This window comes from Kitasatospora sp. HPM-01-4 (genome assembly GCF_051374625.1).
GTDB lineage: Bacteria > Actinomycetota > Actinomycetes > Streptomycetales > Streptomycetaceae > Kitasatospora.
In genome coordinates, this window is record NZ_JBPQGP010000005.1 from 6,545,439 (window position 1) to 6,568,867 (window position 23,429).

At 72.9% G+C, this 23,429-nt stretch carries 22 protein-coding genes; 8 read left to right on the forward strand and 14 right to left on the reverse strand.

The window, feature by feature from the left end:
• Nucleotides 1–54: 54 nt before the first annotated feature.
• Complete coding sequence (locus ACSMTC_RS28610) at nucleotides 55–468, forward strand: ATP-binding protein (protein ID WP_436562592.1); 414 nt, start codon at nucleotides 55–57, stop codon at nucleotides 466–468.
• 473 nt (nucleotides 469–941) lie between these two features.
• Nucleotides 942–3,167: a SpoIIE family protein phosphatase gene (locus ACSMTC_RS28615; RefSeq protein ID WP_436562593.1), complete on the forward strand. Its 2,226-nt coding sequence runs from the start codon at nucleotides 942–944 to the stop codon at nucleotides 3,165–3,167.
• Nucleotides 3,168–3,279: 112 nt separating this feature from the next.
• Here ACSMTC_RS28615 and ACSMTC_RS28620 read toward each other — a convergent pair whose 3' ends face one another.
• The 8 genes from ACSMTC_RS28620 to ACSMTC_RS28655 all read right to left on the reverse strand — a co-directional run bounded on the left by ACSMTC_RS28620 (nucleotide 3,280) and on the right by ACSMTC_RS28655 (nucleotide 10,841).
• Nucleotides 3,280–4,311, reverse strand: coding sequence for a DUF2637 domain-containing protein (locus ACSMTC_RS28620; protein WP_436562594.1), 1,032 nt, complete (start codon nucleotides 4,309–4,311; stop codon nucleotides 3,280–3,282).
• A 171-nt stretch (nucleotides 4,312–4,482) separates the two neighbouring features.
• On the reverse strand, nucleotides 4,483–5,355 hold the full coding sequence (locus ACSMTC_RS28625) for a (2Fe-2S)-binding protein (RefSeq protein WP_436562595.1): 873 nt from the start codon (nucleotides 5,353–5,355) through the stop codon (nucleotides 4,483–4,485).
• Nucleotides 5,356–5,469: 114 nt separating this feature from the next.
• Nucleotides 5,470–6,264, reverse strand: coding sequence for a hypothetical protein (locus ACSMTC_RS28630; RefSeq protein WP_436562596.1), 795 nt, complete (start codon nucleotides 6,262–6,264; stop codon nucleotides 5,470–5,472).
• A gap of 239 nt (nucleotides 6,265–6,503) precedes the next feature.
• Nucleotides 6,504–7,517: a hypothetical protein gene (locus tag ACSMTC_RS28635; RefSeq protein WP_436562597.1), complete on the reverse strand. Its 1,014-nt coding sequence runs from the start codon at nucleotides 7,515–7,517 to the stop codon at nucleotides 6,504–6,506.
• A 55-nt stretch (nucleotides 7,518–7,572) separates the two neighbouring features.
• Nucleotides 7,573–8,205, reverse strand: coding sequence for a nucleotidyltransferase family protein (locus ACSMTC_RS28640; protein WP_436562598.1), 633 nt, complete (start codon nucleotides 8,203–8,205; stop codon nucleotides 7,573–7,575).
• A 72-nt stretch (nucleotides 8,206–8,277) separates the two neighbouring features.
• Nucleotides 8,278–9,774, reverse strand: coding sequence for a DHA2 family efflux MFS transporter permease subunit (locus ACSMTC_RS28645; protein WP_436562599.1), 1,497 nt, complete (start codon nucleotides 9,772–9,774; stop codon nucleotides 8,278–8,280).
• Between the two features lie 99 nt (nucleotides 9,775–9,873).
• Nucleotides 9,874–10,368: a MarR family winged helix-turn-helix transcriptional regulator gene (locus tag ACSMTC_RS28650; protein WP_436562600.1), complete on the reverse strand. Its 495-nt coding sequence runs from the start codon at nucleotides 10,366–10,368 to the stop codon at nucleotides 9,874–9,876.
• A gap of 92 nt (nucleotides 10,369–10,460) precedes the next feature.
• Nucleotides 10,461–10,841 carry a MerR family transcriptional regulator gene (locus tag ACSMTC_RS28655; protein WP_436562601.1) on the reverse strand — a complete coding sequence of 127 codons (381 nt, stop codon included), beginning with the start codon at nucleotides 10,839–10,841 and terminating at the stop codon, nucleotides 10,461–10,463.
• 111 nt (nucleotides 10,842–10,952) lie between these two features.
• On the opposite strand from ACSMTC_RS28655, the gene ACSMTC_RS28660 reads away from it, so the two are divergent.
• Together ACSMTC_RS28660 and ACSMTC_RS28665 are read left to right on the forward strand one after the other, a co-directional pair.
• Nucleotides 10,953–11,738 carry an amidohydrolase family protein gene (locus ACSMTC_RS28660; RefSeq protein ID WP_436562602.1) on the forward strand — a complete coding sequence of 262 codons (786 nt, stop codon included), beginning with the start codon at nucleotides 10,953–10,955 and terminating at the stop codon, nucleotides 11,736–11,738.
• Nucleotides 11,739–11,970: 232 nt separating this feature from the next.
• The gene (locus ACSMTC_RS28665; protein WP_436562603.1) at nucleotides 11,971–12,720 is read left to right on the forward strand and encodes an HNH endonuclease family protein; all 750 of its coding nucleotides are present in this window, start codon (nucleotides 11,971–11,973) and stop codon (nucleotides 12,718–12,720) included.
• A gap of 125 nt (nucleotides 12,721–12,845) precedes the next feature.
• Here ACSMTC_RS28665 and ACSMTC_RS28670 read toward each other — a convergent pair whose 3' ends face one another.
• Both ACSMTC_RS28670 and ACSMTC_RS28675 read right to left on the reverse strand, forming a co-directional pair.
• Nucleotides 12,846–13,178 carry a DUF6204 family protein gene (locus ACSMTC_RS28670; RefSeq protein WP_436562604.1) on the reverse strand — a complete coding sequence of 111 codons (333 nt, stop codon included), beginning with the start codon at nucleotides 13,176–13,178 and terminating at the stop codon, nucleotides 12,846–12,848.
• The gene (locus ACSMTC_RS28675; protein WP_436562605.1) at nucleotides 13,171–13,953 is read right to left on the reverse strand and encodes a TetR/AcrR family transcriptional regulator; all 783 of its coding nucleotides are present in this window, start codon (nucleotides 13,951–13,953) and stop codon (nucleotides 13,171–13,173) included. The genes ACSMTC_RS28670 and ACSMTC_RS28675 overlap by 8 nt, the downstream gene beginning before the upstream one ends.
• Nucleotides 13,954–14,071: 118 nt before the next feature.
• Here ACSMTC_RS28675 and ACSMTC_RS28680 point away from each other — a divergent pair, with 118 nt between their 5' ends.
• A complete protein-coding gene (locus tag ACSMTC_RS28680; RefSeq protein WP_436562606.1) occupies nucleotides 14,072–15,655 on the forward strand; it encodes an MFS transporter in 1,584 nt (527 codons plus the stop codon).
• 81 nt (nucleotides 15,656–15,736) lie between these two features.
• Here ACSMTC_RS28680 and ACSMTC_RS28685 read toward each other — a convergent pair whose 3' ends face one another.
• A complete protein-coding gene (locus tag ACSMTC_RS28685; RefSeq protein ID WP_436562607.1) occupies nucleotides 15,737–16,729 on the reverse strand; it encodes a quinone oxidoreductase family protein in 993 nt (330 codons plus the stop codon).
• Nucleotides 16,730–16,837: 108 nt separating this feature from the next.
• Between ACSMTC_RS28685 and ACSMTC_RS28690 the strand changes: the two genes are divergently transcribed.
• Nucleotides 16,838–17,224 carry an ArsR/SmtB family transcription factor gene (locus ACSMTC_RS28690; protein ID WP_436562608.1) on the forward strand — a complete coding sequence of 129 codons (387 nt, stop codon included), beginning with the start codon at nucleotides 16,838–16,840 and terminating at the stop codon, nucleotides 17,222–17,224.
• Between the two features lie 3 nt (nucleotides 17,225–17,227).
• Here the strand turns inward: ACSMTC_RS28690 and ACSMTC_RS28695 are convergent, their stop codons facing one another.
• Entirely contained in the window at nucleotides 17,228–18,169 is a 942-nt protein-coding gene (locus ACSMTC_RS28695; RefSeq protein WP_436562609.1) for an alpha/beta fold hydrolase, read from the reverse strand.
• 175 nt (nucleotides 18,170–18,344) lie between these two features.
• Here ACSMTC_RS28695 and ACSMTC_RS28700 point away from each other — a divergent pair, with 175 nt between their 5' ends.
• Nucleotides 18,345–18,779: a MarR family transcriptional regulator gene (locus ACSMTC_RS28700; RefSeq protein ID WP_436564840.1), complete on the forward strand. Its 435-nt coding sequence runs from the start codon at nucleotides 18,345–18,347 to the stop codon at nucleotides 18,777–18,779.
• Nucleotides 18,780–18,999: 220 nt separating this feature from the next.
• On the opposite strand, the gene ACSMTC_RS28705 is transcribed toward ACSMTC_RS28700, so the two are convergent.
• Both ACSMTC_RS28705 and ACSMTC_RS28710 read right to left on the reverse strand, forming a co-directional pair.
• Nucleotides 19,000–21,381, reverse strand: coding sequence for an ArnT family glycosyltransferase (locus tag ACSMTC_RS28705; protein WP_436562610.1), 2,382 nt, complete (start codon nucleotides 21,379–21,381; stop codon nucleotides 19,000–19,002).
• Nucleotides 21,382–21,586: 205 nt separating this feature from the next.
• Nucleotides 21,587–22,717 (reverse strand): alpha/beta hydrolase, encoded by a 1,131-nt coding sequence (locus ACSMTC_RS28710; RefSeq protein WP_436562611.1) that lies wholly within the window; start codon nucleotides 22,715–22,717, stop codon nucleotides 21,587–21,589.
• Nucleotides 22,718–22,730: 13 nt separating this feature from the next.
• Between ACSMTC_RS28710 and ACSMTC_RS28715 the strand changes: the two genes are divergently transcribed.
• On the forward strand, nucleotides 22,731–23,405 hold the full coding sequence (locus ACSMTC_RS28715) for a hypothetical protein (protein ID WP_436562612.1): 675 nt from the start codon (nucleotides 22,731–22,733) through the stop codon (nucleotides 23,403–23,405).
• The last annotated feature ends 24 nt before the right edge of the window (nucleotides 23,406–23,429 follow it).

A 23,429-nucleotide genomic window follows, 5' to 3' on the forward strand; every position in this document is an offset into this window, starting at 1 on the left:
GCTTCGAACAGCGACACGGTCACACCCGTCGGACGAAACGGCGAGAACCTGCCGTTGGCGCACGAGCCCGGCTGCGCCCTGCACCGCAGGCTGCACGCCGCGCTGGACCCGGCCGATGTGGTCGCGGTCAGCGCGGTACGCCACCGGCTGCGCGCCGCACTGAAGCGGTGGGGGGTGCCGGAGCTCGCCGACACCGCCGAGCTGCTCGCCTCAGAGCTGGTCACCAACGCGCTGGTGCACACCGGCAGAGGGGCGGTCTTCGACGCCGTCCTCACCTCCGAGACCTCCCAGCGGCGCCTGCGCATCGAGGTCCAGGACGGCACCGCCCGGCTGCCGGGCCGCCGGACCCCGGCCGAGTTCGCCACCTCGGGCCGGGGTCTGCTGTTGGTGGAGGCGCTCGCCGACGACTGGGGCGTACAGCTCCGGGGGGACGGCAAGGTCACCTGGTTCGAGCTCGCTCTTCCCTGAGCCGCCGCTTCAGCCGACGGCGAGCCGCTCACGGCAGAGAGGCCGCTCACGGCAGGGAGGCCGGGCAGCGGCATGGGGCCGATCACGGCAGTGGGGCCGGGCACCAAGGGCGCGCGGCACATACCTTCGTCGCGGTCCTCGACGGGCCGAGCCGGCACCGTCCCAGGGAGTGGAACGCGCGCGAGCGACCGCGCACGGCCGAACCGGGCCGGTCGAGCACACAGTTGGGCGAGCAGGCCCCGCGCTCCCGAGACGCTCGCGCGGGCGGCCCCGTCGAACTCCCGCGGACGGCCTGTCGGGCACGGGCATTGCCGCCTTGCCGAACATTCGACAGGATAGTGAGAATGTGTGTCCGGGAAGGCAGCGGGGAGCTCCGAGCCTCGACTGAACGCCACCACCCGTGACACCGTCCCACCACCCCACGGCCATCGCAGTCCGTCCGGACGGCATGCCACGGCAGCGGCAGGAGAACCATGGCGACTGAGCCCGAGCCGCAAGGGCCCGCGCGCCGCACCCCACCGGCCCAGACCTCCCGGAGTGCCGCGCGCAACAGCGCGCTGCGCACCGCACCCGGTCTGCCGGCCGGCCGGATCGTGCCCGCGGCACCGCGAGGACTTCCCACCCGTACCGGTGACTCCACCCCGGACTGGCTGGAACCGGCGATGGCCGCGAACGGCATCGGCTCGTTCGACTGGGACATCCGACGCGACGTCCTGGAGGGGGACCACCGGGCCTGCGCCATCCTCGGCCTGGACGCCAAGCGCTTCGACCGCAGTTCCGCCGCCTTCCTGGCCATGCTCCACCCCGAGGACGCGCCGGTCGTCCGTCGCCGGGTCGAGCGCGCCGTCGCCGAGCTCGGCCAGTGCGGCGCCTACTACCGCACGGTGTTCCCCGGCGGCGGGATGCACGCCGTACGGTTCCGGGGCCGGGTGCTCGCGGACGCCTTCGGCCGCCCGTCCCGGATGGTCGGGTTCGTCTGGGACGCCACCGTCGAGCTGCACAAGCGCGAGCGGGCCGGCGAGCTGGCCGCGTTGCGCGAGGAGCGCTCACGCTTCATCAAGGAGGCCGCCCGCGCGCTCTCCGAGGCCATCACGGTCCGTGATGTGGCGCGGGTCTTCACCGAGCTGCCACTGCCCGGACTGCCCCCGGACGGTCTGCTGCTCGCCTCACTGGAGGCCGGCCGACTCCAGATCCTGGGCGCCAGCGGCTACACCCCGGACGCCGTCCGCCCGTACGACCGCTCGATGCTCGGCCCGGCCAACCCGGCGGCCGAGGCGATCCGCAACCGTGCACCGGTGTTCATAGCCAGCCGGGAGGAGTACCGCGAGCGCTATCCCGAGGACTGGGAGCGGGTCCCGCCCGGCAACCCGCGCAGCGCCTGGGCCTACCTGCCGCTGGTGGCCAGCGGCAGACCGATCGGCGTCTGCGTGTTCGCCTTCGACGACGACCGGGAGCTGGACGCCGACGAGCGCACCCTGCTCTCCACCCTCGGCGGCCTGGTCGCCCAGTCCCTGGCCCGGGCCCGGCTGCACGACGCCGAGCACGAACTCGCCGCCGGACTCCAGCGGGTGATGCTGCCGCGTACGGTGCCGTCGGTCTCCGGCGTCACCACCGCCGTGCGCTACCTGGCGGCCGGATCCGGGCTGCAGATCGGCGGCGACTGGTACGACGTGGTCCCGCTGCCGGGTGGTCACGTCGGCCTGGTGATCGGCGACGTCCAGGGCCACGACGTGCACGCCGCCGGCATCATGGGCCAGTTGCGGATCGCCCTGCGCGCGTACGCCGCCGAGGGCCACCCGCCCGCCGCCGTGATGGCCCGCGCCTCCCGCTTCCTGGCCGACCTCGACACCGACCACTTCGCCACCTGCACCTATGCCGAGGTCAACGTCGACTACGGCGTGGTCTACGCGGTCCGGGCCGGCCACCTGGACCCGGTGGTCCGCCGCGGCGACGGCAGCGCCACCCCCGTCCCGGTCGCCGGCGGACTGCCGCTGGGCGTCGACCCGGACGAGGAGTACCGGGTCACCCGGTTCAGCCTGGACCCGGGGGAGACCGTGGTGCTCTGCACCGACGGCCTGGTCGAGGCCCGGGGCATGGACCTGGACACCGGCTTCGCCCGGCTCTGCGACGCCGTGTCCGGTGACCTCCCGGCCCGGGGCGAGTCGCCGTACGACCCGCTGGAGGTGCTGGCCGACCGGATCGCCTCGCAGGCGGCGGACTCCACCGAGCGCGAGGACGACATAGCGCTGCTGCTGCTCCGCTGGGACGGTCCGGCCGGGGGGCTCGCCGCCCAGCAGCTGCGCCGCCGGATCGGGCAGGCGGACCTGGCGCGGATCTCCGAGCTGCGCGGTGAGCTGAGGGACGCGCTGCGCCGCTGGGGTGTGGCCGAACTGGTGGACACCGCGGAGCTGTTGGCCTCGGAGCTGGTCACCAACGCGATCCGGCACACCGACCGGGACGCGATGTTCACCGCTCGGCTGTACCGGGAGCCGGTCCAGGGCGGTGAGCCGGCCGGGCGTGCCAGGCTGCGGGTGGAGGTCGAGGACGAGTCGGACCTCTGGCCGACCCGTCGCACACCGGGGGAGCAGGCCTCGTCCGGGCGCGGGCTGATGCTGGTCGAGGCCCTCGCCGACGGCTGGGGCGTGGAGCCCAGGGGTACGGGGAAGCGGATGTGGTTCGAGCTCTCCGCCGAGAGCTGAGACCGACCGGCGATGGTCGGCACGCGACGTCGCGGGCCCTATCGCCGGTCGGTCCGAGTGCCACCCGGTTCCCCGCGACCCGCTGTGCTCAACCCGGGCCGATCGGGCGCCGTCAGCCGAACTGCTCCTCCAGGTCCTTGAGCTTCTGCTCCAGGGAGTCCAGCCGCGGCAGGGTCACGGTGTCCTCGTCCGGGGTGAGGTCGATGCTGCGGCGGTCCTGGCGGGCCGGCAGGCCGGGCGGGCTGATCGCCGCGCCGGCGACCGGGGCGTCGGCTGCCGCTATGGCGGGCTCCGATCCGCCGGCCTCCAGCTGCGGGGGCAGCTGGGGTGCCAGCCGGTGCTCGCCGCGTGAGCGCCAGACCGAGCCGTGCTGGCGGCCCAGCGCCTTGATCTCGGCGCGCTGGCGGCGCTCGGCGAGCCGCTGCCGCTCCCGGTTGAGCGCGGCCTCGCGCTTGTCGTCCCGGACCTCCTCGACCGCCTCGTCCAGGGTGCGGACGCCCTCCAGGAGCATCAACGACCAGGCGGCGTACGTCTCGCGGGGTGCCCGCAGCCAGCGGACCATCCGGATCTGCGGCAGTGGCCGGGGTACCAGACCCTGCTCCCGGAGTGCGGCCACCCGGGTCTGCTTGAGGGCGCGGTCGAACAGGACGGCGGCCGACAGCGACATCCCCGCGAAGAACTGCGGTGCCCCGGCATGGCCCCAACCACGCGGCGCGTGCACCCAGTTGAACCAGGCCGAGGCCCCGGCGAAGAGCCAGACCAGCAGTCGCGAGCCGAGTGCGGCGTCGCCGTGGCTGGCCTCCCGGACGGCCAGGACGGAGCAGAACATCGCCGCACCGTCGAGACCGAACGGGACCAGGTACTCCCAGCCGTCGGAGAGGCCGAGGTTCTGCACGCCGAAGCCGACCAGGCCGTGGAAGGAGAGCGCGGCCGCGACGGCGGCGCAGCAGAACAGCAGGGTGTAGGAGGCCGCCCCGTACAGGGATTCCTTCCTGCGGCGGCGTTCCTCGGAGCGTTCCCAGGAATCCGAGCCGCCGGTCGAGGCGCTGGATCTGGTGCGGACGAAGGCCACCAGCACGGCGGTCAGCAGCAGTGCGACCACGCCTGTGGCGGCCCAGCCCAGTGGTATGTGGAACAGTCTCATGGCCGGAACCAGTCTCGCTTTCCTCCGCGTTGACGGTGAGGGACATCATTGCGGAAGTGGTCGCGAGTTTTGGCCGGTTTACCCGCAATGCATCATGGCGAGGGAATCCGGGGCAGAATTCGGGCCGATGATATGAAAATCAATAGGGCCAACTCGGATACCTGTTCCGCATCAGCTCTGATTCGTACACGTCCGAGGGCAGCCGAAGCAGGCCTCGGCCGGGCGGACGGTGTAGAACAGGCAGCAGCTCGTCCGGGTGCGGGTCCAGGCTTTGAGGGCGTCCGGTTGCCCGGCCGCACGGAATCCGGCGCCGCCGACGAACGGCGGGCGGCGCTCGCCGTCCGGCAGCAGCAGTCGCAACTCGGCCACCGCCGCCGCCTCTTCGTCCAGCAGGCTGCCGAGGTACCAGAGTCCTTCGACGACGTCGTCGGTGGCCATGCCCCACAGGGTGCGCGGTCCGCGCCGCAGTTCGGGGCGGAACGCGGCCAGCACCGGGGCCAGCTGCTCGGCGAGCGCCGCCAGCAGCTCGCCTCGCAGCGCCTCTTCGTCCGGCACCACCCGGGTGCCGGGCAGGGTGGCCGCCGGATCGTCCGGCAGGCAGGCGAACCCGAGTGGCTGGACGGTGAGTTCACCCGAACTGCGGCGGATCGACACCCGTTCCACCGGGATCCGGGGCACCCGGTGCTCCAGCAGCCACGGCAGCGTGAACAGCAGCGCGACCGGCCAGTTGTAGCGGTGCAGGCAGAATCCGGCCGCGACGTCCGGGCGCAGCGGCTCGCCGTACTCGGCCAGGCCGAGCGCGGCGTCGTAGGCGATCAACTTCCGCAGGGCGTCCGGGTCCTGGACGAAGTCGGCGGTCCGTAGCCAGCCGTGGCCGGTGCGCGGCGGTCCGGTGTGCACCCGCACTCCGGGGAAGGCCCGGCCGAGCCTGGTGTAGCTGTGGAGCAGGGGGGCGGCGGGTGAGTCCGGGCCGGTCCGCGCGCCCGGTGCGGACGGGGCGCCCGGCCCGGTCGGCGCGGCGGCCACGGTGGTGCTCACGGTCATGGTCGGGCCCCATCGGGTGGACCGGAGCCCGGTGAGCTCCGCGACGGCAGGACTGAACCTGCCCGAGGCACTGCTCCCCTCGGGCAGGTTAGGCTCACCTTAGATGATGGAGGCTTAGGCGCCCCGTACGACGGGACCGTTCGGTGGAGCCGTGGATGCGGGAACGGCGCTCAACCGGCGCGCGAGCCACACCGGGACCCCGCCCAGGGCCTGCACCAGCCGGGCCGCCTCCGCGCGCAGCCTGGCGGCCTCGACGGGTTCCGACACCTGGGCCAGCGCGGCCAGTGCGGGCGCCACGCCCACCGTGAACCCCAGGTCCTCCCGTAGTCGCAGCGAGGCCCGGAAGCCCTCCCGGGCCCGCTCCCGGTCGCCCGCGGCCAGCGCCAGTGCCGCCAGGTGCCCCCAGGTGTACGAGCGCAGCAACTCGTCGCCGCGCTCCGTGGCCCCCTCGTGCGCCCGCCGGTAGGCGATCCAGGCGGCGGTCCGGTCGTGCAGCAGGTTCTCCGCGACCAGGCCGCGCCGGAAGTCCAGCAGCGGCCGCCCGGGGGCACCCGGGGGCAGCAGCGCGGAGGTCCGGCCGAGCGCGGCCTGGGCCTCGTCCAGCCGGTCGCGTGATCCGAGCACACTGGCGATGTAGGCCAGGAAGCCGCGTGCACAGGCGGCGGCCGCCCGCTGGTCGGGGGCGGCCGCCCCGGCCTCGGCGAGGCGAAGGGCGTGCTCCGCCTCCTGCCAGTTGCTCCCGGTGAACAGGCTCTGCTCGATGAGGAGTTCGGCCCGGCGTAGGGCGGCGCCGGGGTCGTGTGCCGCGGTGGGTGTCAGTAGCTCGGCGGCCTCGCGCCAGCAGCCGCGCGAGCGTAACCGCCACACCGTGTCGGCGCTTCCCCCCAGGTCCGTACCGTGCTCCGACAACGCCACCTCCTTGTGTGCGGTGTCCAGAAAACGGGACTCTGTGGCCGCAATTCAACACCGGGGGTGAGCTTGTGCACCAGATCACGAGCGTCGGAGATTGCTGATTTCTGTGATCGATCTCACGCGGTCCTGAGGCTTGAGTTGACGGTGGGTCAGTCCTGGATTGACGGGACGGTCAAGGACGGTTGACGTCGGCTCGGAACGGGGCCGGTGGGCCGGTGGTACGGCGGCGGGGCCGGTCAGGACGTCCAGCCGGTCTCCGCCAGCGCCTCGGCCGCCCCGTTGGCGGGCTGCGGAAGCCCCTCCTCGTCCAACTGGAACAGGGCCACCAGCAGTTGCTCGCCGCGCACCGTCGCCTGGTGCGAGTAGCCGCCGACGGTGAACATCGCGGCGGCGATCTCCTCGGCGTGCAGGGTCTGCAGCCAGAGGCACTCGACGGCCTTGACGTCCGCGGGCTCGACACCCGCGTCAACCTGGGCGACCATCCGGCTGCCCAGCATGGTGACGGCCTGACTCTCCTGCTCCTCCGTCAACTCCAGGTCCTCGAAGCCCAGCCATTGGAGGTAACGCGCGGCGGTGATCACCGCGTCCTCCGGGCCGCGCACCGGCTGCGGCCGGAACGGCGCCCGACCACCGCCGGGCCGGCCGCTGCGGCCGCCCCGGTCGCTCCGGTCGCGGAAGTCGGAGCCGTACCCCTGCGGCGGCACCATCGGGACCGGGCCGCCCAATCGCGCCCCGTACGGGCGAGGGCGCGGTGAGAACGGGGCGCCCTGGCCCGGCAGTGCGGCGGCTCCGGGCGGGGCTGCGCTCTGCGCCCGGGGTGAACGGTCCACCGGCAGACGGACCGTGGCGCCGCAGTTGCAGGTGAACTCCGGCTGCGGCCACTGGTCGCTGCGCCCGCAGTGCGGGCAGCGCATGCTCAGCCAGGAGTCCTCCCAGGAGCGGAAGCGCACCTGGACCGGCACGCCCCCGCGCAGCAGCGGCACCCGCAGCAGCGCCCCGCACGGGCACGGCAGGCTCGGCGGCTCGTACAGGTGCTCGCGACGGCAGGCCGGACAGCGGATCGCGCTGGCGGCCGGGCCCGCACCGCCGGCTTCCGAGGCGCCCGACGACCCGCCGGGGCCGGGGGAGCCGGCCGGTTCGGGCAGGGCGTCCGGGCCGAACCAGGCCGGATCGCTGAAGTCGTCGGGCAGCGGCGCTGAGGCCATGGCGTGCACCGTCCGTTCGGGTCGGCTGGGCAGGTTCGCCTCCATCGTCCCTGATCCGTACGGGGCTTGGCGCCGAATGCGGCAATAGTTCGGGGGAACTTCAGGGGCACGGGGGCGTTCCGGACCTGGCGTGCCAGCGCGCGAGGTCCGCCGGGGTGTCGAGGTCGTCCGGAACGGCGACGTCACCGCACTCGACCAGAACGATCTCGGCGGCGTGCGCCGCGAGCAGCGCGCGGGCTCCGGCGTCGCCGGTGGCACCGGCCGCGGCCTCGGCGAAGTGGCGGGCACCGATCAGCACCGGGTGGCCGCGCCTGCCGCCGTACGCGGCGGCCGCGAGCTCCGCGCCCGCGCGGTGGGCGGCCAGCAGGCGGGCGACGGCGGTCGGGGTCACACCGGGGGTATCCACCAGCATCACCAGCACGGCGCGCGCGCCCGGTGGCAGAGCCGCGAGCCCGGCGCGCAGCGATGAGCCCATGCCGCTCTCCCACGCCGGGTTGTCGACCAGACGGCAGTCGCCGACCTCGGTGGCGGCCCTGACCTGCTCGGCCGCCGCGCCCAGTACCGCCACGGTCTCGGTACAGCCTCCGGCCCGGACCACCGCGAGGGCGTGCTCGATCAGCGGCCTGCCGCCGTGCCGGATCAACGCCTTGGGGCGTCCGCCGAGCCGACTGCCGCCGCCCGCGGCCAGGATCAGGGCCACCGGAGGCCGGGACGGGGGAGACTGAGCTGCCATGTGGCCAGTGTGGCGGCTCCCGTGCGGACCGGGGTGCGGGGGCCGGCGACTCGTACCGGGAGGGCCGGGCGGTCAGGCCGCCGGGCTCAGCCGGTCTGCGGGCGCCGCGTCCGACCGGGTGTCCGTCGGCTCGCCCGGGGAGCCGGCCGGGGAGTCGGCCGGCCCGGGCCGGCGCAGGACGGCGGCCGCGAGGACGAAGGCGGTGATGAGGAGGGCGGCGCCGAGGGCGAAGGCCAGGCGGAACCCGGCGGTCAGCGCGGTGGCGGCGTCGTGGCCGGTGGCGGTGAGGCGGTCGGTGCGGGAGGCGGCGAGGGTGGTGAGGACGGCCACGCCGAGGGCGCCGCCGACCTGCTGGGTGGTGTTGAACAGGCCCGAGGCGACACCGGCGTCGTCGGGGCCGGCGTCGGACATGGCGAGGGAGGTCAGGGCGGTGACGGCCAGGCCGAAGCCGGCGGCGAGCAGCATGGTCGGGAACAGGTCGACCAGGTAGTCCGAGTGGACGGGCAGGCGGGTGAGCAGGCCCAGGGCGGCCACCAGCAGGGCGAGGCCGATGAGCAGGACCCTGCGCTCGGTGAGGCGGGCGATCAGCCGGGCGGAGAGTCCGAGGGAGACGGTTCCGATCGCCAGGGCGGCCGGGAGCATCGCCAGTCCGGTGGCGGCCGCGCCGTAGCCGCGGACGTTCTGCAGGTAGAGGGCCATCAGGATCTGGAACCCGAAAAGGGCGGAGACCATCAGGGCCTGCACCAGGTTGGCTCCCGAGACGTTGCGGGAGCGGAACGTGCGCAGCGGCAGCAGGGGACGGGCGGCGGTGGCCTGCCGGGCGACGAAGGCGGCGAGCAGGAGGGCGGCCAGGGCGGCGGGGCCCAGGGTGCGGGCGGAGGCCCAGCCGAAGCGGCCGGTCTCCACGATGGTGTAGATGCCGAGCATCAGGGCGGCCGTGATCAGCAGGGCGCCGAGGGCGTCGGTCCCGGCGCGCAGGCCGGGGCCGCTCTCCGGTGCCAGCACCCTGCAGGCCAGTACGACGGCGGCCGTTCCGATCGGCAGGTTGATGAGGAAGATCCAGTGCCAGTTGAGGCTCTCGGTGAGGACGCCGCCGAGTACCTGGCCGATCGAGGCGCCGGCGGCCCCGACGAAGCCGAAGACGCCGAAGGCCTTGCCGCGCTCCACGGGGTCGGGGAACAGCGTGACGATCATGCCCAGGCTGACGGCCGAGGCCATCGCCCCGCCGGTGCCCTGCAGGAAGCGGGCGGCGATCAGCATCTGCCGGTCGGTGGCGACCGCGCACAGCAGCGACGCCGTGGTGAACAGCGTCAGACCGGCGACGAAGACGCGCCGGCGCCCGATCAGGTCGCCGAGCCGTCCGGCCAGCAGGAGGAGCCCGCCGAAGGCGATCAGGTAGGCGTTGACGGTCCAGGTCAGATCGGCGGGTGAGAAGTCCAGATCGCGCTGGATCGCGGGCAGTGCCACGGTGACGATGCTGCCGTCCAGGATGACCATCAGCATCCCGGCGCAGAGCACGGTGAGAGCAAGTCGGGGTGAGCGTACGGGGGTTGGGAAGGTCGAGGTCATGGCGAAACTCCCGGTTCATGAGGACCAGGTAGGACGCTATCAGATAGTCCCGTACGGGACTATCTATCTATGGACTTCTCCTGCTTCTCTGGCGCCGCGCTACTGCCGGGGCCGGCGGGCCCGTCGCACCGGTCGCTCGCTCTCCATCGGGGTGGACAGGTGCCCGCCGTCGTCGACCAGCCGCAGCAGGGCGGAGGCGAAGATCTCGCGCTCCTCCTCGGGCAGGGAGGCCAGGGCCTCGCGGTGCACCCGGTCGGAGATCTTCGTGCCCTTGGCGACGGCCTGCTCGCCCGCCGGGGTGACCGAGATGATCCGGGCTCGGCGGTCGGTCGCCGAGGGGCGGCGCTCGGCCAGGCCCGCCTTCTCCAGCTCGTCCACCGTGACCACCATCGTGGTCTTGTCGATATCGGCGATCTCGGCCAGCTGGATCTGGGTCCGCTCGGCCTCCAGGGCGTGGAACAGGACGCAGAACGCCCGCGGCGTGATGCCGATCTCGGCGAAGGCGGCGGCCATCCGGGTCGCCAGGACATGGCTGGCGTGGGCCAGCTGGCCGGAGAGGTCCATGACATGGCGCTTGGGGGCTGGGGTCGGCATGATCCCAGCCTAACAAGTGGGGAGTTACTGGATTATCCGGACATGGATGAACTGTCCGGGTCTGCGATCGAGGGCGCCGGGGCGGGGGGAGGCTACCCGTGGAGCGCCCCGCCGCCGGGCGGCCCGGCCTGCTCGGTGGCGGCGATCGCCAGGCGCAGGGTCTGCCGCGCCTGCGCCAGCTCGTCCGCACGCCGGTCGAGGCGGGCGAGCTGGGTACGGAGCTTGTCCAGCACCCCGGGGCACGGACGCAGCGAGCCGTCCGCGAGGCCGCAGGGCAGCACCTGCCGGATCAGGCTGGTGGACAGCCCGGCCGCCAGCAGGGCGCGGATCTGGCGGACCGTCTGCTCGGCGTCGTCGTCGTAGTCGCGGTATCCGTTGGCGAGGCGGCTTGAGGTGAGCAGGCCGACGCGTTCGTAGTACCGGATAAGGCGCTCGCTCGTCCCGGTCAGTCCGGCCAGCTGCCCGATCAGCATCGCCCTTCACCCCTCCGCTCGGCTTGACCTTGTCACGGTGTCAACCTTCAACACTGGGCCCGGCGGCCGCATTCCGTCGCCGCCGCTGTCGGCCCTGACCAGGAGAATTCGTTGATCATCGACGCGCACAGCCATGTCCACGATCCCGTGCGCAGCCACATCGCCCTGCTGGACGAGGCGGGAGTCGACCGCGCCGTACTCTTCGGCACCCGGCCGCACCCCGAGCGGGCCACCGATGCGGCCTCGTTCCGGCGCGAGATGAGTGTGCTTCACGAGGCGCTCAGCGGACGGTCCGACGGCCCGGACGGCTTCGAGGCCGCGCGGCGGGAACTCGCCTCGGCATGTGCGGCACACCCCGACCGGTTCATCGGCTTCGGCTCGGTCCGGCTGGACCTGTCGGCCCCGCAGATCGCGGCCGAGGTCGAACGGGAGGTGGTCGGCCGGGGCCTGCGGGGCATCGGTGAGCTGACCCCGCCACCCGACGGGGCCGGCCGGATCGAGCCGGTGCTGCGGGCGGCCGCCGACCACGGTGGACTGCCGGTCGTCGTGCACGGGTTCGCGCCGACCACGGCGGGCGATCTGGCGACGCTGGCCGCTCTCGCCCGCCGGTACCCGACCGTGCCCATGGTGGTCAGCCAACTCGGCGGGCTGAACTGGCTGGCGGCCATCGAGCTGGCCCGGGAGACCCCGAACATGTACCTGGAACTGTCCACGGCGAACGTCATCTTCGCGGTACGGCTGGCCGTTCAGGAGGTGCCCGACCGCACCCTGTTCGGCTCGGACGCCCCCTACGGCGACCCGGTCCTCACCCGCGCCACCGTGGAACGCGTGACCAGGCCGGGCGAGCTGCGCGATCGCGTCCTCGGCGGCACCCTCGCCGAACTGCTCGGTCTCTGACCGAACGTGACCGCCCGCGACCTGGCGCGGCCGGCCGGCCTGAGCCGGGGAACCGTCGGCCCGGCCCGGCCCGGCCGCGTACGCCGTCGGCCGGGCCGGCACCCCGCACCCCTCGGGGCGCCGGGTGTGAGCCTCGCCATGTCTCCGCGCACCCCGTTGTGGCGCCTTGACCAGGTATGACCGCACTGGTGTGCTGGTGCGCCGTCAGACGTCACACCATCGGGGGAGCACCATGCGCGCCGGCCGTACCACCCTGTCCGCGATAGCCCTGCTGCTCGCCGTCACACCGGTTCTGACGGGCTGCAGTGGGGGAGGCAAGCCCTCCGACAGCTCCGCGCGGCCGGCCGGGCCCGGGACCAACCCGCTGCGGAACCCGGACGGCACCAAGCCGGGGCTGGCGCCGATAACCTCGGACGCCGACCGCAAGGCCGCCCGCGACCTGATAACCAAGGTCGCGACGGCGGCTCCCGGGCCCAGGACCGGCTACGACCGAGACCAGTTCGGCCCGGCCTGGACGGACAACGTGGACGGCGTCCCGCTCGGGCACAACGACTGCGACACCCGCGACGACATGCTCGCCCGGGACGGCAGGTCCGTCGAGTACCGGGACGGTTCCACCTGCGTGGTCAGCGCCATGACCATCGACGACCCGTACACCGGCAAGACCGTCAAGTGGACCAAGCAGCAGGCGACCCGAATACAGATCGACCATGTGATGCCGCTCTCGTACGACTGGCAGATGGGCGCGGCCAAGTGGGACAAGGCCAAGCGGCTCCGGATAGCCAACGACCCGCTCAACCTGATCCCGGCGGACGGTTCGCAGAACGCCTCCAAGGGCGACTCGGGACCCGCCGGCTGGCTCCCGGGCAACGAGGCCGTGCGCTGCTCCTACGCGGTGCGTTTCGCCCAGGTCTCGCTCAAGTACCAGCTGCCGGTGACGCCGGACGACAAGAAGGCCATGCTGCGACAGTGCGACGGTTGAAGAGAGCAGGCCCCGCACGGTCGTACCCACCCGCGTGAGCGCCGCCACCCCCGCCGCCATCACAGCGGGCTGCGGCTGCAGCCCTGGCACTGGGAGGAGCGCTGAGCCCTGCCGCCGCCCGGCCGTCAGCGCCGGGGACGGCGGATCTTCATGTCGTCGACGCTGGTGGCCGTGGCGCGCAGCGCACCGTGGCGCAGTCCCCGGGCGGCCAGGGCCGTGGCCGCCCGGTCGCAGGCGTACTCGGCCGCCATCTCGTCGTCCTCGTCAGCGCCCTGCCGGACCACGCAGCGGAACGAGAAGGGGCGCAGCGTGCGGTCGTAGATGAGGCTGCCCTCGTCGGTGAAGGACGCGTTGAGGATGTCGTGCCGGTCGGCCGCCGCGAGCAGTTCGGCCCGCTGGGCGTCGTCGAGGTCCTCGAACACGCCTCGGACGATCACGCGGTAGGTACGTTCACTCATGGCTGCTGCCTTTCTCGGTGTCGGCCGCGGACGGTCGTGCCGCGGACGGCTGTGCTGCGGACTGCCGCGCCGCGGAGGGTCGCGATGGTGAGCCGCCCTGCGTCAGCAGCGCGGCCAGTCCGTCGAGGAGCCGCTCCAGGCCGAAGCTGAACCGGGCCTCCATGGAGGGGCCGGTGAGGTCGTCGGCGAGGGCGACGAGGTTGGGGAAGGACGCCTCGGGGAGTTGGCGGAGCTGGTCGCCCACGGAGGTGGCGACCTCCGAGCGGCTGGCGCCGGCGACCTCGGACGCCGAGATGGGGGACTGCTCCTGGAGCACGAAACCCTGGACGTAGGCACCGAGCAGGTAAGTGACCAGCGCGGCATCGGAGTTCGAGAATCCGGCCTCCCGCAGCCGGTCCAGCTGCTCCTCCATCAGCCGCAGCAGGTTCGGCCCGAGCGCGAGGCGCCCGGCGACGACCTTGGCGGCGTCGCGCCGGTCCAGCAGGTGCCGCCGGTAGCGCAGGCAGTACTCGCGGAACTGCTCGCGCCACTGGCCCTCGCGGGGCGGCGCCTCGGCGCCGGCCATGAGCTCGTCGGTGAGCAGGTCGAGCAGCTCCTCCTTGTTGCGGACGTGCCAGTACAGCGAGGGGGCCTGCACGCCCAGTTCGGCGGCGACCTTGCGCATGGACAGCCCGCCGATGCCCTCGCGTTCCAGTACCCGCAGGGCTGCCCGGGTGAGCGCCTCCCGGGTCAGCCCGGGCTGCTGGGCGTCCGTCCGCGCGCTGCCGCCGGCCATGGGCCACCTCCGTCGAAGGGGGTCGAGGGGAAGTCGAAGGAAAAAGACACTTGCCATCTAACACTGTTAGGTGCAGTCTGGCGACACCAATTTCCGCCTAACAGTGTTAGGGAACCTCATGAAGGATCCGACTGTGCGGCGCAGGACGACGGCGCTTGCCGCCCTGTGCATAGCCATGTTCATGACGATGCTCGACAACGTCATCGTCAACAACGCCCTGCCCCGGATCGGACAGCAGCTGCACGCCGGGGTCAGCGGCCTGCAGTGGGTGGTGGAGGGCTACAGCCTGGTCTACGCGGGACTGCTGCTCACCGGCGGCACGCTCGGCGACCGGTACGGCCGGGCCCGGATCTTCCTGGCCGGGCTGGCCGTGTTCACCGCCGGGTCGGCGATGGCGGGACTGTCCTGGTCAATCGGCCTGCTGACGGCCGCCCGGATGGTGCAGGGCATCGGTGCGGCGCTCCTCACTCCGGGAAGCCTGTCGATCATCGGGCACCTGTTCACCGGCGAACGGGAGCGGGCCCGCGCCATCGGTCTCTGGTCCGGAGTCTCCGCGCTGGGGCTGGCCATCGGCCCGGTCCTGGGCGGGCCGCTGGTGGAGGCGTTCGGGTGGACCGGGGTCTTCTGGGTCAACGTCCCGGTCGGTCTGGTCGGGCTGGTGGTGGCGGCCAGGTCGCTGCCGCGGATCGCGACCACGGCCAGGCGGCTGGACCTGCCCGGGCTGGTGCTCTCCGGGGCCGGTCTCGGCGGGCTGGTCTACGCGCTCGTCGAAGGGCCGAACCGCGGCTGGACCGACACCCGGGTGATCACCTGTGCGGCGCTGGCGGCGGCGGCACTGCTGGCCTTCGTCCTGGTCGAACTCCGCACCGCCGAGCCGATGCTGGACCTGCGGCTGTTCCGGGACCGGGTGTTCAGCGGAGCGGTCACGGGTGGATTCATGGTCAGCTTCGGCATGTTCGGCACGTCGTTCTTCCTGCCGCTGCTCATGCAGGGGGTGATGGGCTGGAGCCCGTCCGACGCGGGGCTGGCGGGCCTGCCGATGACCGCGATGATCGTGGTCGCGTCGCCGCTCGCGGGAACGCTCGCCTCCCGCCTCGGTCCCAGGATTCCACTGGTGACCGGCCTGGCCCTGTGCGCCGTGGCGCTCGGCGGGCTCTCGTGCTACGGCGCCCGCGCCCACTACACGCAGTACCTGTGGGTGCTGTTCACCATGGGCTTCGGGATGGGCATGACCTTCACTCCGGTCTCCGTCGCGGTGCTGCGCCGGGTCGCTCCGCAGCAGACCGGTATGGCCTCGGCGACCATCAACACCCTGCGCGAACTCGGCGGTGTCGTCGGCGTCGCCGCACTGGGCGCGGTCCTCACCGGCCGGCTGACCGCGAACCTGGCCGGAGCGCTCGACCGGCTCGGCGTCCCGTCGGATGCCGGTCGGCGCCTGGCGGACTCCGTCACCTCCGCCGGTGCCACGGGCGCCGAACGCCCGGCCGGTCTGCCGCCGGCCGTACACGATGCGGTGACCGGCGCGTTCGTGGACGGGCTGCACTTCGCCATGCGGTGCGGCGCCGGTGCGATCGCGCTGGCGGCGGTGCTGGTGGCGGTCCTCCTCTCCGGCGACCGGCCGGCCGGTGCCCGGCTGGGCGAGGTTCCGCCGGGCACCGGCGGGCAACGGCCGGAACCGGTCCGCGGGCTCATCCGCGGCTAAGACCGGCCGGCACGCGACGCCGCGGGCCCTGTTGCCGGTCGGTCTAAGCCCTCATACGGCTCCGGCGGTTGGCCGGCAGCTCTAGAGGATGCCTTCGCCGATGCGGGCCACGTACTTGCCGGAGCCGCGGCCCTCGGCGAGCAGGTCGTGGGCCGCGGGGATCTCCGCGAGGCCGGGGACCTCGGTGACCGGCATGGTGAGCCGGCCGTCGGCGAGGAAGCCGAGGATGCGGCCGGTGGCGGCGGCCACCCTGGCGGGGGCGTTGGCGACCAGGCCGCGGTGGCTGAAGCCGGTGATGGTGAGGTTGCCCCGGAGCAGCCGGTCCACCGGAGGCAGGGCGTCGATCGCCGCACCGGTGGCGTTGCCGAAGAGGACCACCCGGCCGCCGGGTGCCGCCAGTTCCAGATCGAGGCTGAGGGCGGTGGTGCCCAGTGGGTCGAGGATCAGATCGACTCCGCGGCCGTCGGTGGCCGAGCGGACCGCCTCGGTGGGGTCGGTGTCACGGGTCAGTACGAGCTGGTAGCCCGCGCGCTCGGCCTCGGCGGCCTTCTCCGGCCGTCCGACCGTGCCGATCAGCCGGCCGCCGCCCAGCAGCGGTACCAGTCGGGCGACCGCACCGCCGATCCCGCCGCTCGCCGAGTGCACCAGGACGGTGTCGCCGGGGGTGAACCGTCCGGCGTCGGTCAGCAGCAGGAGCGAGGTGGCCAGGCCCAGCGGCGTCGCGGCGGCCGCCGCGAGCGATACGCCGTCCGGTACCGGTACGGCCAACTCGGCGCTGGCGAGCGCGACTTCGGACATCCCCGCACCCTTGGGCACCGCGACCACACGGTCGCCCACCGCGAGGTGTGTCACGCCGGGGCCGAGGGCGCGGACCGTGCCGGAGACCTCGAGGCCGGGGCGGTGCGGCCAGGTCGCGTAGCCGGCGTCGCCCCGGCGGGCCATCACATCGACGAAGTTCAGTCCGGCGTACGCGACGTCGATGGTCAGCTCGCCTGGCCCGGGAACCGGCTCGGCGACCTCGACGACCGACGAGTTCTCGGCGCCGCCCGGCGCGGTCATCACCAAGGTACGCATCTGTGAACGCCTCCTGTGGGTAGGATGTCATTCGAAGTTCTACGAACGACGAAATTAGTACCACGCTCATTCGATGAATGTCGAACATCGCTGCTCAGGAGGTTTCCCTTGCCCCGCTCGCATCAGCGCCGCGCCCCGCTGTACCACCCGGAGGCCGAGGAGATCGACCTGCTCGACGTGCTGCACGCGCTCGCCGACCCCACTCGGATGACCATCGTCCAGACCCTCTGGGCCGAACCCGAGCGCGCCTGCGGGACCTTTCCGGTCGACGTCGCGCCCTCCACCCTCAGCCACCACTTCAAGGTGCTCCGTGAGTCCGGGGTCATCCGCCAGCGTGGTGAGGCCAACCGGCGGCTGAACGAGCTGCGCCGGGAGGAGCTGCAACAGCGCTTCCCCGGCGTGCTCGACGCGGTCCTCGCAGCGGCCGGTCCGGCCGAAGCTGCTTCGCCCGAGGTGGCGCAGGTAGAAGCGGGGCAGGTCGGCCAGGGGGCCTGACGGCTATTCCACTCCCGTCCGCGGCCGCGGGTCGGGCGCGGACCGGTCCGGCGTGCCGAGGAAGCGGGTCACCCGCTCGTTGAGCGGCTCGGGATCGGCCATGGGTGCGACGGTGTGCGAGATGCCGGGCAGTACGGCCACCTCGGCGTCCGGTAGCAACCTGCGGGCAGCGTCCGCGACTTGGGCGCTGTCATGGGTGCGGCTGCGCTCCGCCAGGAGGACCAGGGTAGGGACGGTGAGTGATCGCAGCCGCTCGGCGGACGGGCGCGGGCCGGTGACGGGGCGGGAGCTTGGAAAGTGGGCCGCGCCCAGCGCGTGCACGGTCGACCAGGCGGAGTCGACCAGTCCGCGCGCCGGCGCGCCGCCGGACTCCCAGTCGACGTAGGCGCGGGCGCGGGCCTCGGTGGGCCGGGCCACGAGCGGGGTGACCCGCAGCAGGTAGCCGAACCGGTATCCGGCGAAGCACTGGGTGGGGTCGAGCAGGGCGAGCCGCTCCACCCGCTGCGAGGCGTGCAGCGCGTAGGTGAGGGCGATCCAGCCGCCGTACGAGTGGCCCATCAGGGCGGTCGAGTCGAGCCCGAGGTGGTCGAGGACGGTGTCCAGCCACGCCGTCATGGACTCGGCCCGCCTGATCGGGTGCCCGTCGTGGACACTGCGGCCCGGGTCGCCGAGCAGATCGACCGCGTACACGCGGTGGTCGGCGGCGAGCGCCGCGACGTTCGCGTACCAGATCGTCGAAGTGGCACCGCCCTGGGGCAGCAGGACCAGCGGGCGGCCGTCCTCGGGCCCGCAGGCGTTGATCCGGGTGGTGCCGTACTCGGAGACGACGGTGATCGGTGTCACCGGGAGCGGCCAGCGGGCCAGTGCGGCGTCGTATGCCGCGAAGAAGGCGATCTCGTTCTCGGGTGTCCTGAAGGCGGGCCGGTCGGCTCGTCGTGCACTCATGATGCAGCCCCAGATCTGACAGAATCGACTCGCCGAGCAACAGTCTCGGAGAGCAATACTCTCGTTGAGCGAGATATTAGACCTGCTGATGTCCACGGCGGAAGCCCGGGCGGAGCGGACGGAAGAAGGAACATTGGGGACGGAGCAGGACCCGAGGCGCGCTGCTGACAGTTCGATGCAGCTGGTGCACCTGCTGCGCGCACTCACCGTCGAACTCGACCAGCTCGGAGGTGAGTTCGCGAGCCTGCACGGGCTGCACCCGACGGACCTGCGGGCGCTGATCCATCTGCTGGACGCCGCCCGTGCGGGCACCGAGGTGACACCGGGTCAGCTGGGCGAGCAGCTGCGCCTCAACTCGGCCGGGACGACGGCACTGGTCGACCGGCTGGAACGGCTCGGCCACGTCCGCCGGGTGCGGGACACCCGGGACCGCCGCCGGGTGCTGCTCGTGGTCGAGGACCGGGCGATCGAACTCGGGCAGTCGTTCTTCGGCCCGCTGATCGGCGGGATGGTGGCGGCCCTCGGCGACTTCGACTCCGCCGAACTGGCGGCTGCCCGGCGCTTCCTGCTGACGATGACGCAGGTGGTCTCGGCCACCCGGGAGGGATAGTCGCCGGCCCGGCACAGCGGACCGATCCCTCCGGTCCTCGACTGGGGGCCCTTCCCGGCCCGAGGATCGGGGGGATCGGCGGAACCGGACCGGAATCCGTCAAGGTGCTTCGGTTGCCGAGGTAGGCGAGCCCGTGGGCCACGCCCTGGCGCGAGCCCGGAATGCCGAGGGCCCACCGGTGGGGAGAACCGGTGGGCCCAGGGCGGTCGGTGGGGCCGCGTCAGTGTGAGGCCGGCGCCGTCAGGTCGTACACCGTGGCGGTGCCGACGGTCCTGGCGGTGTAGTGGGCGGCCACCCAGGCGGCGATCTGTCCGGCCTCGGAGTCCGAATTGCCGCGCGCGAAGCCGTCGTTGACGTGGGAGTCCTCCGCAGCGCCCGGCCCCCGGCCCGCGCCCCTGCCGCCGCTCATGCCGCCCCCCATGCCGCCTTCGCCGGAGCCGATGAAGTAGTGGATCTTCCCCTGCTTCACGTACTGCTGGAAGTCCGCCAGGCTCAGTGAGGGATCGGTGCCGTTGAAGCCGCCGAGGGCCATCACCGGCTTTCCGGTGGCGAGTTGGTAGCTGGCCTGGTTCTGCGAGCCGACCGTGGCCGCGATCCAGGTGTACGAACCGGCGTTCTGCTTGAGCAGGTCGGCGAGCTCACTGCTGACCCGGGCGCCGTCGAGCAGTCCGCCCATGCCGCCGCCCATGCCACCCATGCCGCCACCGCGTCCGGACTCCCGCCAGGAACCGGCGGCACCACCCTGTCCGTCCTGTCCGCCCTGTCCACCCGGTCCGCCGAAGCCGCCGGGGAAGCCGCCCGGGAACCCGCCGCCCGGGAAGGCGCCGTTCTGTCCGCCCGGCTGTCCGCCGCGCTGTCCGCCCGGGAACCCGCCGCCGGGGAAGCGGCCACCCGGGGCGCCACCCGGGAAGCCGTGCCCGCCGCGTCCGAAGCCGCCGGCGGTCGCCACCCGGGGCCCGGCGGTCACGATCGAACCGGTGTGCGCGGTCGAGACAGTGTCCAGTGCGTACGCCGTCGGCCCGCCGAACGCGGTCGCCAGCCCGGCCAGTCCGACCACCGCGGCCACCCGCCCGGCCAGCCGGCCCGCCAGCAGCAGCGCGGCCGCCGCCACCAGGCCCCCGACCAGGACGGCCCACCGCAGCCATGGCAGGAACGAGGAGCTGCGCCCCAGCAGGACGTACGACCACACCGCCGTCCCGGCCACCACCACGGCCAGCAGCGCCGCGTACGGCAGTTGCCTGCGCACTCGCCACAGCCCGTCCACGCCCATGCCGACCAGTGCGGCGACGGCGGGGGAGAGGGCGACCGTGTAGTACTGGTGGAAGATGCCGGACATGAAGCTGAAGACCAGTCCGGTGCAGACCAGCCAGCTGCCCCAGATCAGGAAGGCGGTACGGGCGCGGTCGGTGCGGGCGTGGCGCCGGGTCGCCCAGAGGCCGAACACCAGCAGGACCAGCGCGGCCGGGATCAGCCAGGCGATCTGACCGCCGATGTCGGTGCCGAAGAGCCGGGTGATGCCGGTGCCGCCCCAGTGGCCGGCGCCGCCCCCGGGACCGCCCGCAGGTCCGCCGCCGACGCTGCCGCGCTCGTTGCCGGTCAGCCGGCCGAGGCCGTTGTAGCCGAGCGCGACCGAAATGAAGCTGTTGTCCTGCGAGCCGCCGATGTACGGCCGGGAGGAGGCCGGGACCAGCTCGACGATCGCCACCCACCAGCTGGCCGAGAGCAGCAACGCCAGCCCGCCGAGCAGCAGTTGGCGCACCCGGCGCCACAGCCCGGTCGGCGCGGCCACCAGGTGGACCACCGCGAAGGCGGGCAGGATCAGGAAGGCCGCCAGCGTCTTGGTGAGGAAGGCGAAACCGAACATGACCCCGGTGAAGACCATCCACCGGGTACTGGCGGTCTCGGTGGCCCGCACCAGCCCGTACGCGGCGAGCGAGAGCAGCAGCACCAGCAGCGCGTCCGGGTTGTTGAAGCGGAACATCAGTGCGGCGACCGGGGTGAGGGCCATCGCCGCGCCCGCGACCAGTCCGCCCAGGGGGGAGAAGCGCCGGCGCACCGTCGCGTACACCGTGCCGACCGTGGCCACCGCCATCAGCGCCTGCGGGGCGAGCAGGCTGAAGGAGTTCAGCCCGAGGACGCGGGCCGAGAGCTCCATCGGCCACAGGAACATCGGGGGCTTGTCGACGGTGATGAAGTTGGCGGCGTCCGAGGAGCCGTAGAAGAAGGCCTTCCAGCTCTGGGTGCCCGCCTGCACGGCGGCCGAGTAGAAGGAGTTCGCCCAGCCGGAGACCGAGATGTTCCACAGGTAGAGCACGGCGGTCGCCGCCAGCAGGCCGAGCAGCGCGGGCCGGGCCCAGCGGGGGTCCTCCGGCCGTCCGTGCCAGGCCCGGGCCGGCAGGGTCCGCAACCGCCCGGCCCAGGACGCCGGGCCCTTGGGGCCGACGGCGGGCAGCTCGACCGGCGGGAAGGGCTCCGTCGTGACGCTCGCACCACTCGCACCACTCGTACCGCTCGCACTGCTCGCCGGGGGCGTGGGAGGCGGGTAGTCCGCAGCCTCGGGCCACGGTTCGTCGGTCGGCGGAGTGGAACTGGTCGAGGTCATGGCACCACGCTCGGGGGTGTCGCTGAGATTCTCATGAGTCCCAGCTATGAGCGTGGTGTGATCTCGCCCGGGAGGACCGGGAGGACCGGGAGGACCGGGAGGACCGGGCGGACCGGAGGCCTGGCGGGGCACGGCGAACTGCCCGGGCGGCCAGGCGTCTTCGGGTCCGGCCCGGGCCCTCACCCGCCTCGGCCGGCCGTACCGGCTACGCGGACTGCGCCGGCTGGGGCGGCGTGATGCGCTTGCCCAGCCACTCCAGTGCGGGCGGGATCTCGCGGGTCCAGGTGTGGAAGTTGTGGCCGCCGCTGTCCAGGGTGATGGTGGACATCGCGGTCGGGGCCCTGAACGCGGCGACCATCTTCTTGGTCGCGGCGTAGTTCTCCTCGTTGGGGCTGGTCGCCAGCAGCAGCGAGACTGGCTCGGCGGGCTTGTTCTTCAGCCGCCACAGCAGGTCGTTCTCCCGCTTGAGCTGGGCGTCGCCGCCGAACAGGTCGCCGGTGGTCGGGTCGTTGGAGACGCTGTAGTAGCCGGAGTACGAGGCGGCCGCCCGGTACGCGTCGGGCTTGCGCAGCGCGAACTTCAGCGCGCAGTACCCGCCGGTGGAGTCGCCCATGGCCGCGCGCGCGTCGGGCCGGTCCAGCACCCGGTAGTCGGCGGACATCGCCTTCGGCAGGTCCTCGGTGAAGAAGGTCTCGACCTTGGGCCCGCCGGGGATGTCCATGCACTCGGTGTCGCGGTTGCCGGACAGCGTCGGCTGCATCATCACCAGGACGGTGGGCGGCAGTTGCTTGCTCTCGATCGCCTTGAGCGCGGAGGCCGGGTACTGCAGCAGGCTGATCAGCTTCTCCGCCGAGCCCGGGTAGCCGGAGAGCACCAGTGCCATCGGGAAGCGCTGCCCGGAGTAGTCCGGCTGGAAGTACTGCGGCGGCAGGTAGACGTACGCCTTGCCGGACATGCCCGAGGCCTCGCCCTGGATCCGGACCTGCTGGATCAGGCCGGAGCGCTCCTTGGCGGAGCCCTGCGAGGAGTACATCTTCTGCTCGCCGGTCACCGAGATCGCCTTGCCGCCCGGCTTGTGGTCGACCACCGTACCGGGGCCGCCGTCCAGCCCGAGCAGGTCGCTCCAGGTGCTGTAGAAGCCGAAGTAGGAGTTGGCCACCAGCGCGAGCGCGGCCAGCACGGCGACCTGGGTCACGAGGAAGGCACCGATCCTGCCCAGCCAGGCCCGCCAACTCCGCCCGCTCAGCCGGGGCCAGAGCCACATGGTGGCGGCGAAGACGGCGATCGCCAGCACGGTGGCGATGATCTGCAGAGGAAGTCCGGTCAGGCTTGGCACGCGCCGATCGTAATTGACCACCCAACCGGCCCTCGGGCGGCCCCCTGCCCGAGGGCCGGGGAGCCTGCCCGAGGAACTCGCGAAGGCCGAATGGGAGCTGCGGGCGGGGCTCACCGCCGACCGGTTCTACTGCGAGGGGAAGCGGCCAGCCGAGATCCTGATCGAGCGGCCGGCACCGGGGGAGGCCGTCCTGCTCGACATGGTGTGCGAGGGCGACGGCTACAAGAAGCTGACCCTGGTCACGCGCACCGGGAAGAGGATCACGGAGGAGCGGTTCTTCAGCGACCCTGGCCCGTACCGGGGCCGGGAGCTGGTGCCGGCCGAGCGGACGCACGTCCGGATCGAGACCGAGCCCGACCACCGGTGGTCGCTGCGCTTCCGCCCGTTGCACGACGCCCGCCCGCTCACCGAGAGCCTGTACGGCCAGGGCCCCGAAGTACTCCGCTGCCCCGAGTCCGGCAGTCTGCGGCTCACCGCTCACCTGCGGCAGCCCGGGGACAACGGAGAGGTCCGGTTCGTCGACGATGCCGATGCCGAGGCCGGTGTGGAGATCAACTGGAGCGGGGATGCGGGTCACATGGTCGCCCACGGCCTCGGGACCTTCCGCCGCACGGAGTCCGTGACCGGACCGGGTCTGCTGGTGGTGAGGACCATGGGGACCTGGGAGCTCAAGCTCTCACGACCGTGAGGAGCAGGAACAGGGAGACGCCGG

Bases quoted from the DNA above. Each gene is read 5' to 3' on its own strand.
- ACSMTC_RS28625 (WP_436562595.1), bottom strand. From the start codon at position 5,355: ATGACCGTGAGCACCACCGTGGCCGCCGCGCCGACCGGGCCGGGCGCC.
- ACSMTC_RS28705 (WP_436562610.1), bottom strand. From the start codon at position 21,381: ATGACCTCGACCAGTTCCACTCCGCCGACCGACGAACCGTGGCCCGAG.
- ACSMTC_RS28615 (WP_436562593.1), top strand. From the start codon at position 942: ATGGCGACTGAGCCCGAGCCGCAAGGGCCCGCGCGCCGCACCCCACCG.
- ACSMTC_RS28645 (WP_436562599.1), bottom strand. From the start codon at position 9,774: ATGACCTCGACCTTCCCAACCCCCGTACGCTCACCCCGACTTGCTCTC.
- ACSMTC_RS28620 (WP_436562594.1), bottom strand. From the start codon at position 4,311: ATGAGACTGTTCCACATACCACTGGGCTGGGCCGCCACAGGCGTGGTC.
- ACSMTC_RS28665 (WP_436562603.1), top strand. From the start codon at position 11,971: ATGCGCGCCGGCCGTACCACCCTGTCCGCGATAGCCCTGCTGCTCGCC.
- ACSMTC_RS28675 (WP_436562605.1), bottom strand. From the start codon at position 13,953: ATGGCCGGCGGCAGCGCGCGGACGGACGCCCAGCAGCCCGGGCTGACC.
- ACSMTC_RS28680 (WP_436562606.1), top strand. From the start codon at position 14,072: ATGAAGGATCCGACTGTGCGGCGCAGGACGACGGCGCTTGCCGCCCTG.
- ACSMTC_RS28650 (WP_436562600.1), bottom strand. From the start codon at position 10,368: ATGCCGACCCCAGCCCCCAAGCGCCATGTCATGGACCTCTCCGGCCAG.
- ACSMTC_RS28670 (WP_436562604.1), bottom strand. From the start codon at position 13,178: ATGAGTGAACGTACCTACCGCGTGATCGTCCGAGGCGTGTTCGAGGAC.
- ACSMTC_RS28685 (WP_436562607.1), bottom strand. From the start codon at position 16,729: ATGCGTACCTTGGTGATGACCGCGCCGGGCGGCGCCGAGAACTCGTCG.
- ACSMTC_RS28640 (WP_436562598.1), bottom strand. From the start codon at position 8,205: ATGGCAGCTCAGTCTCCCCCGTCCCGGCCTCCGGTGGCCCTGATCCTG.
- ACSMTC_RS28635 (WP_436562597.1), bottom strand. From the start codon at position 7,517: ATGGAGGCGAACCTGCCCAGCCGACCCGAACGGACGGTGCACGCCATG.
- ACSMTC_RS28695 (WP_436562609.1), bottom strand. From the start codon at position 18,169: ATGAGTGCACGACGAGCCGACCGGCCCGCCTTCAGGACACCCGAGAAC.
- ACSMTC_RS28700 (WP_436564840.1), top strand. From the start codon at position 18,345: ATGCAGCTGGTGCACCTGCTGCGCGCACTCACCGTCGAACTCGACCAG.
- ACSMTC_RS28655 (WP_436562601.1), bottom strand. From the start codon at position 10,841: ATGCTGATCGGGCAGCTGGCCGGACTGACCGGGACGAGCGAGCGCCTT.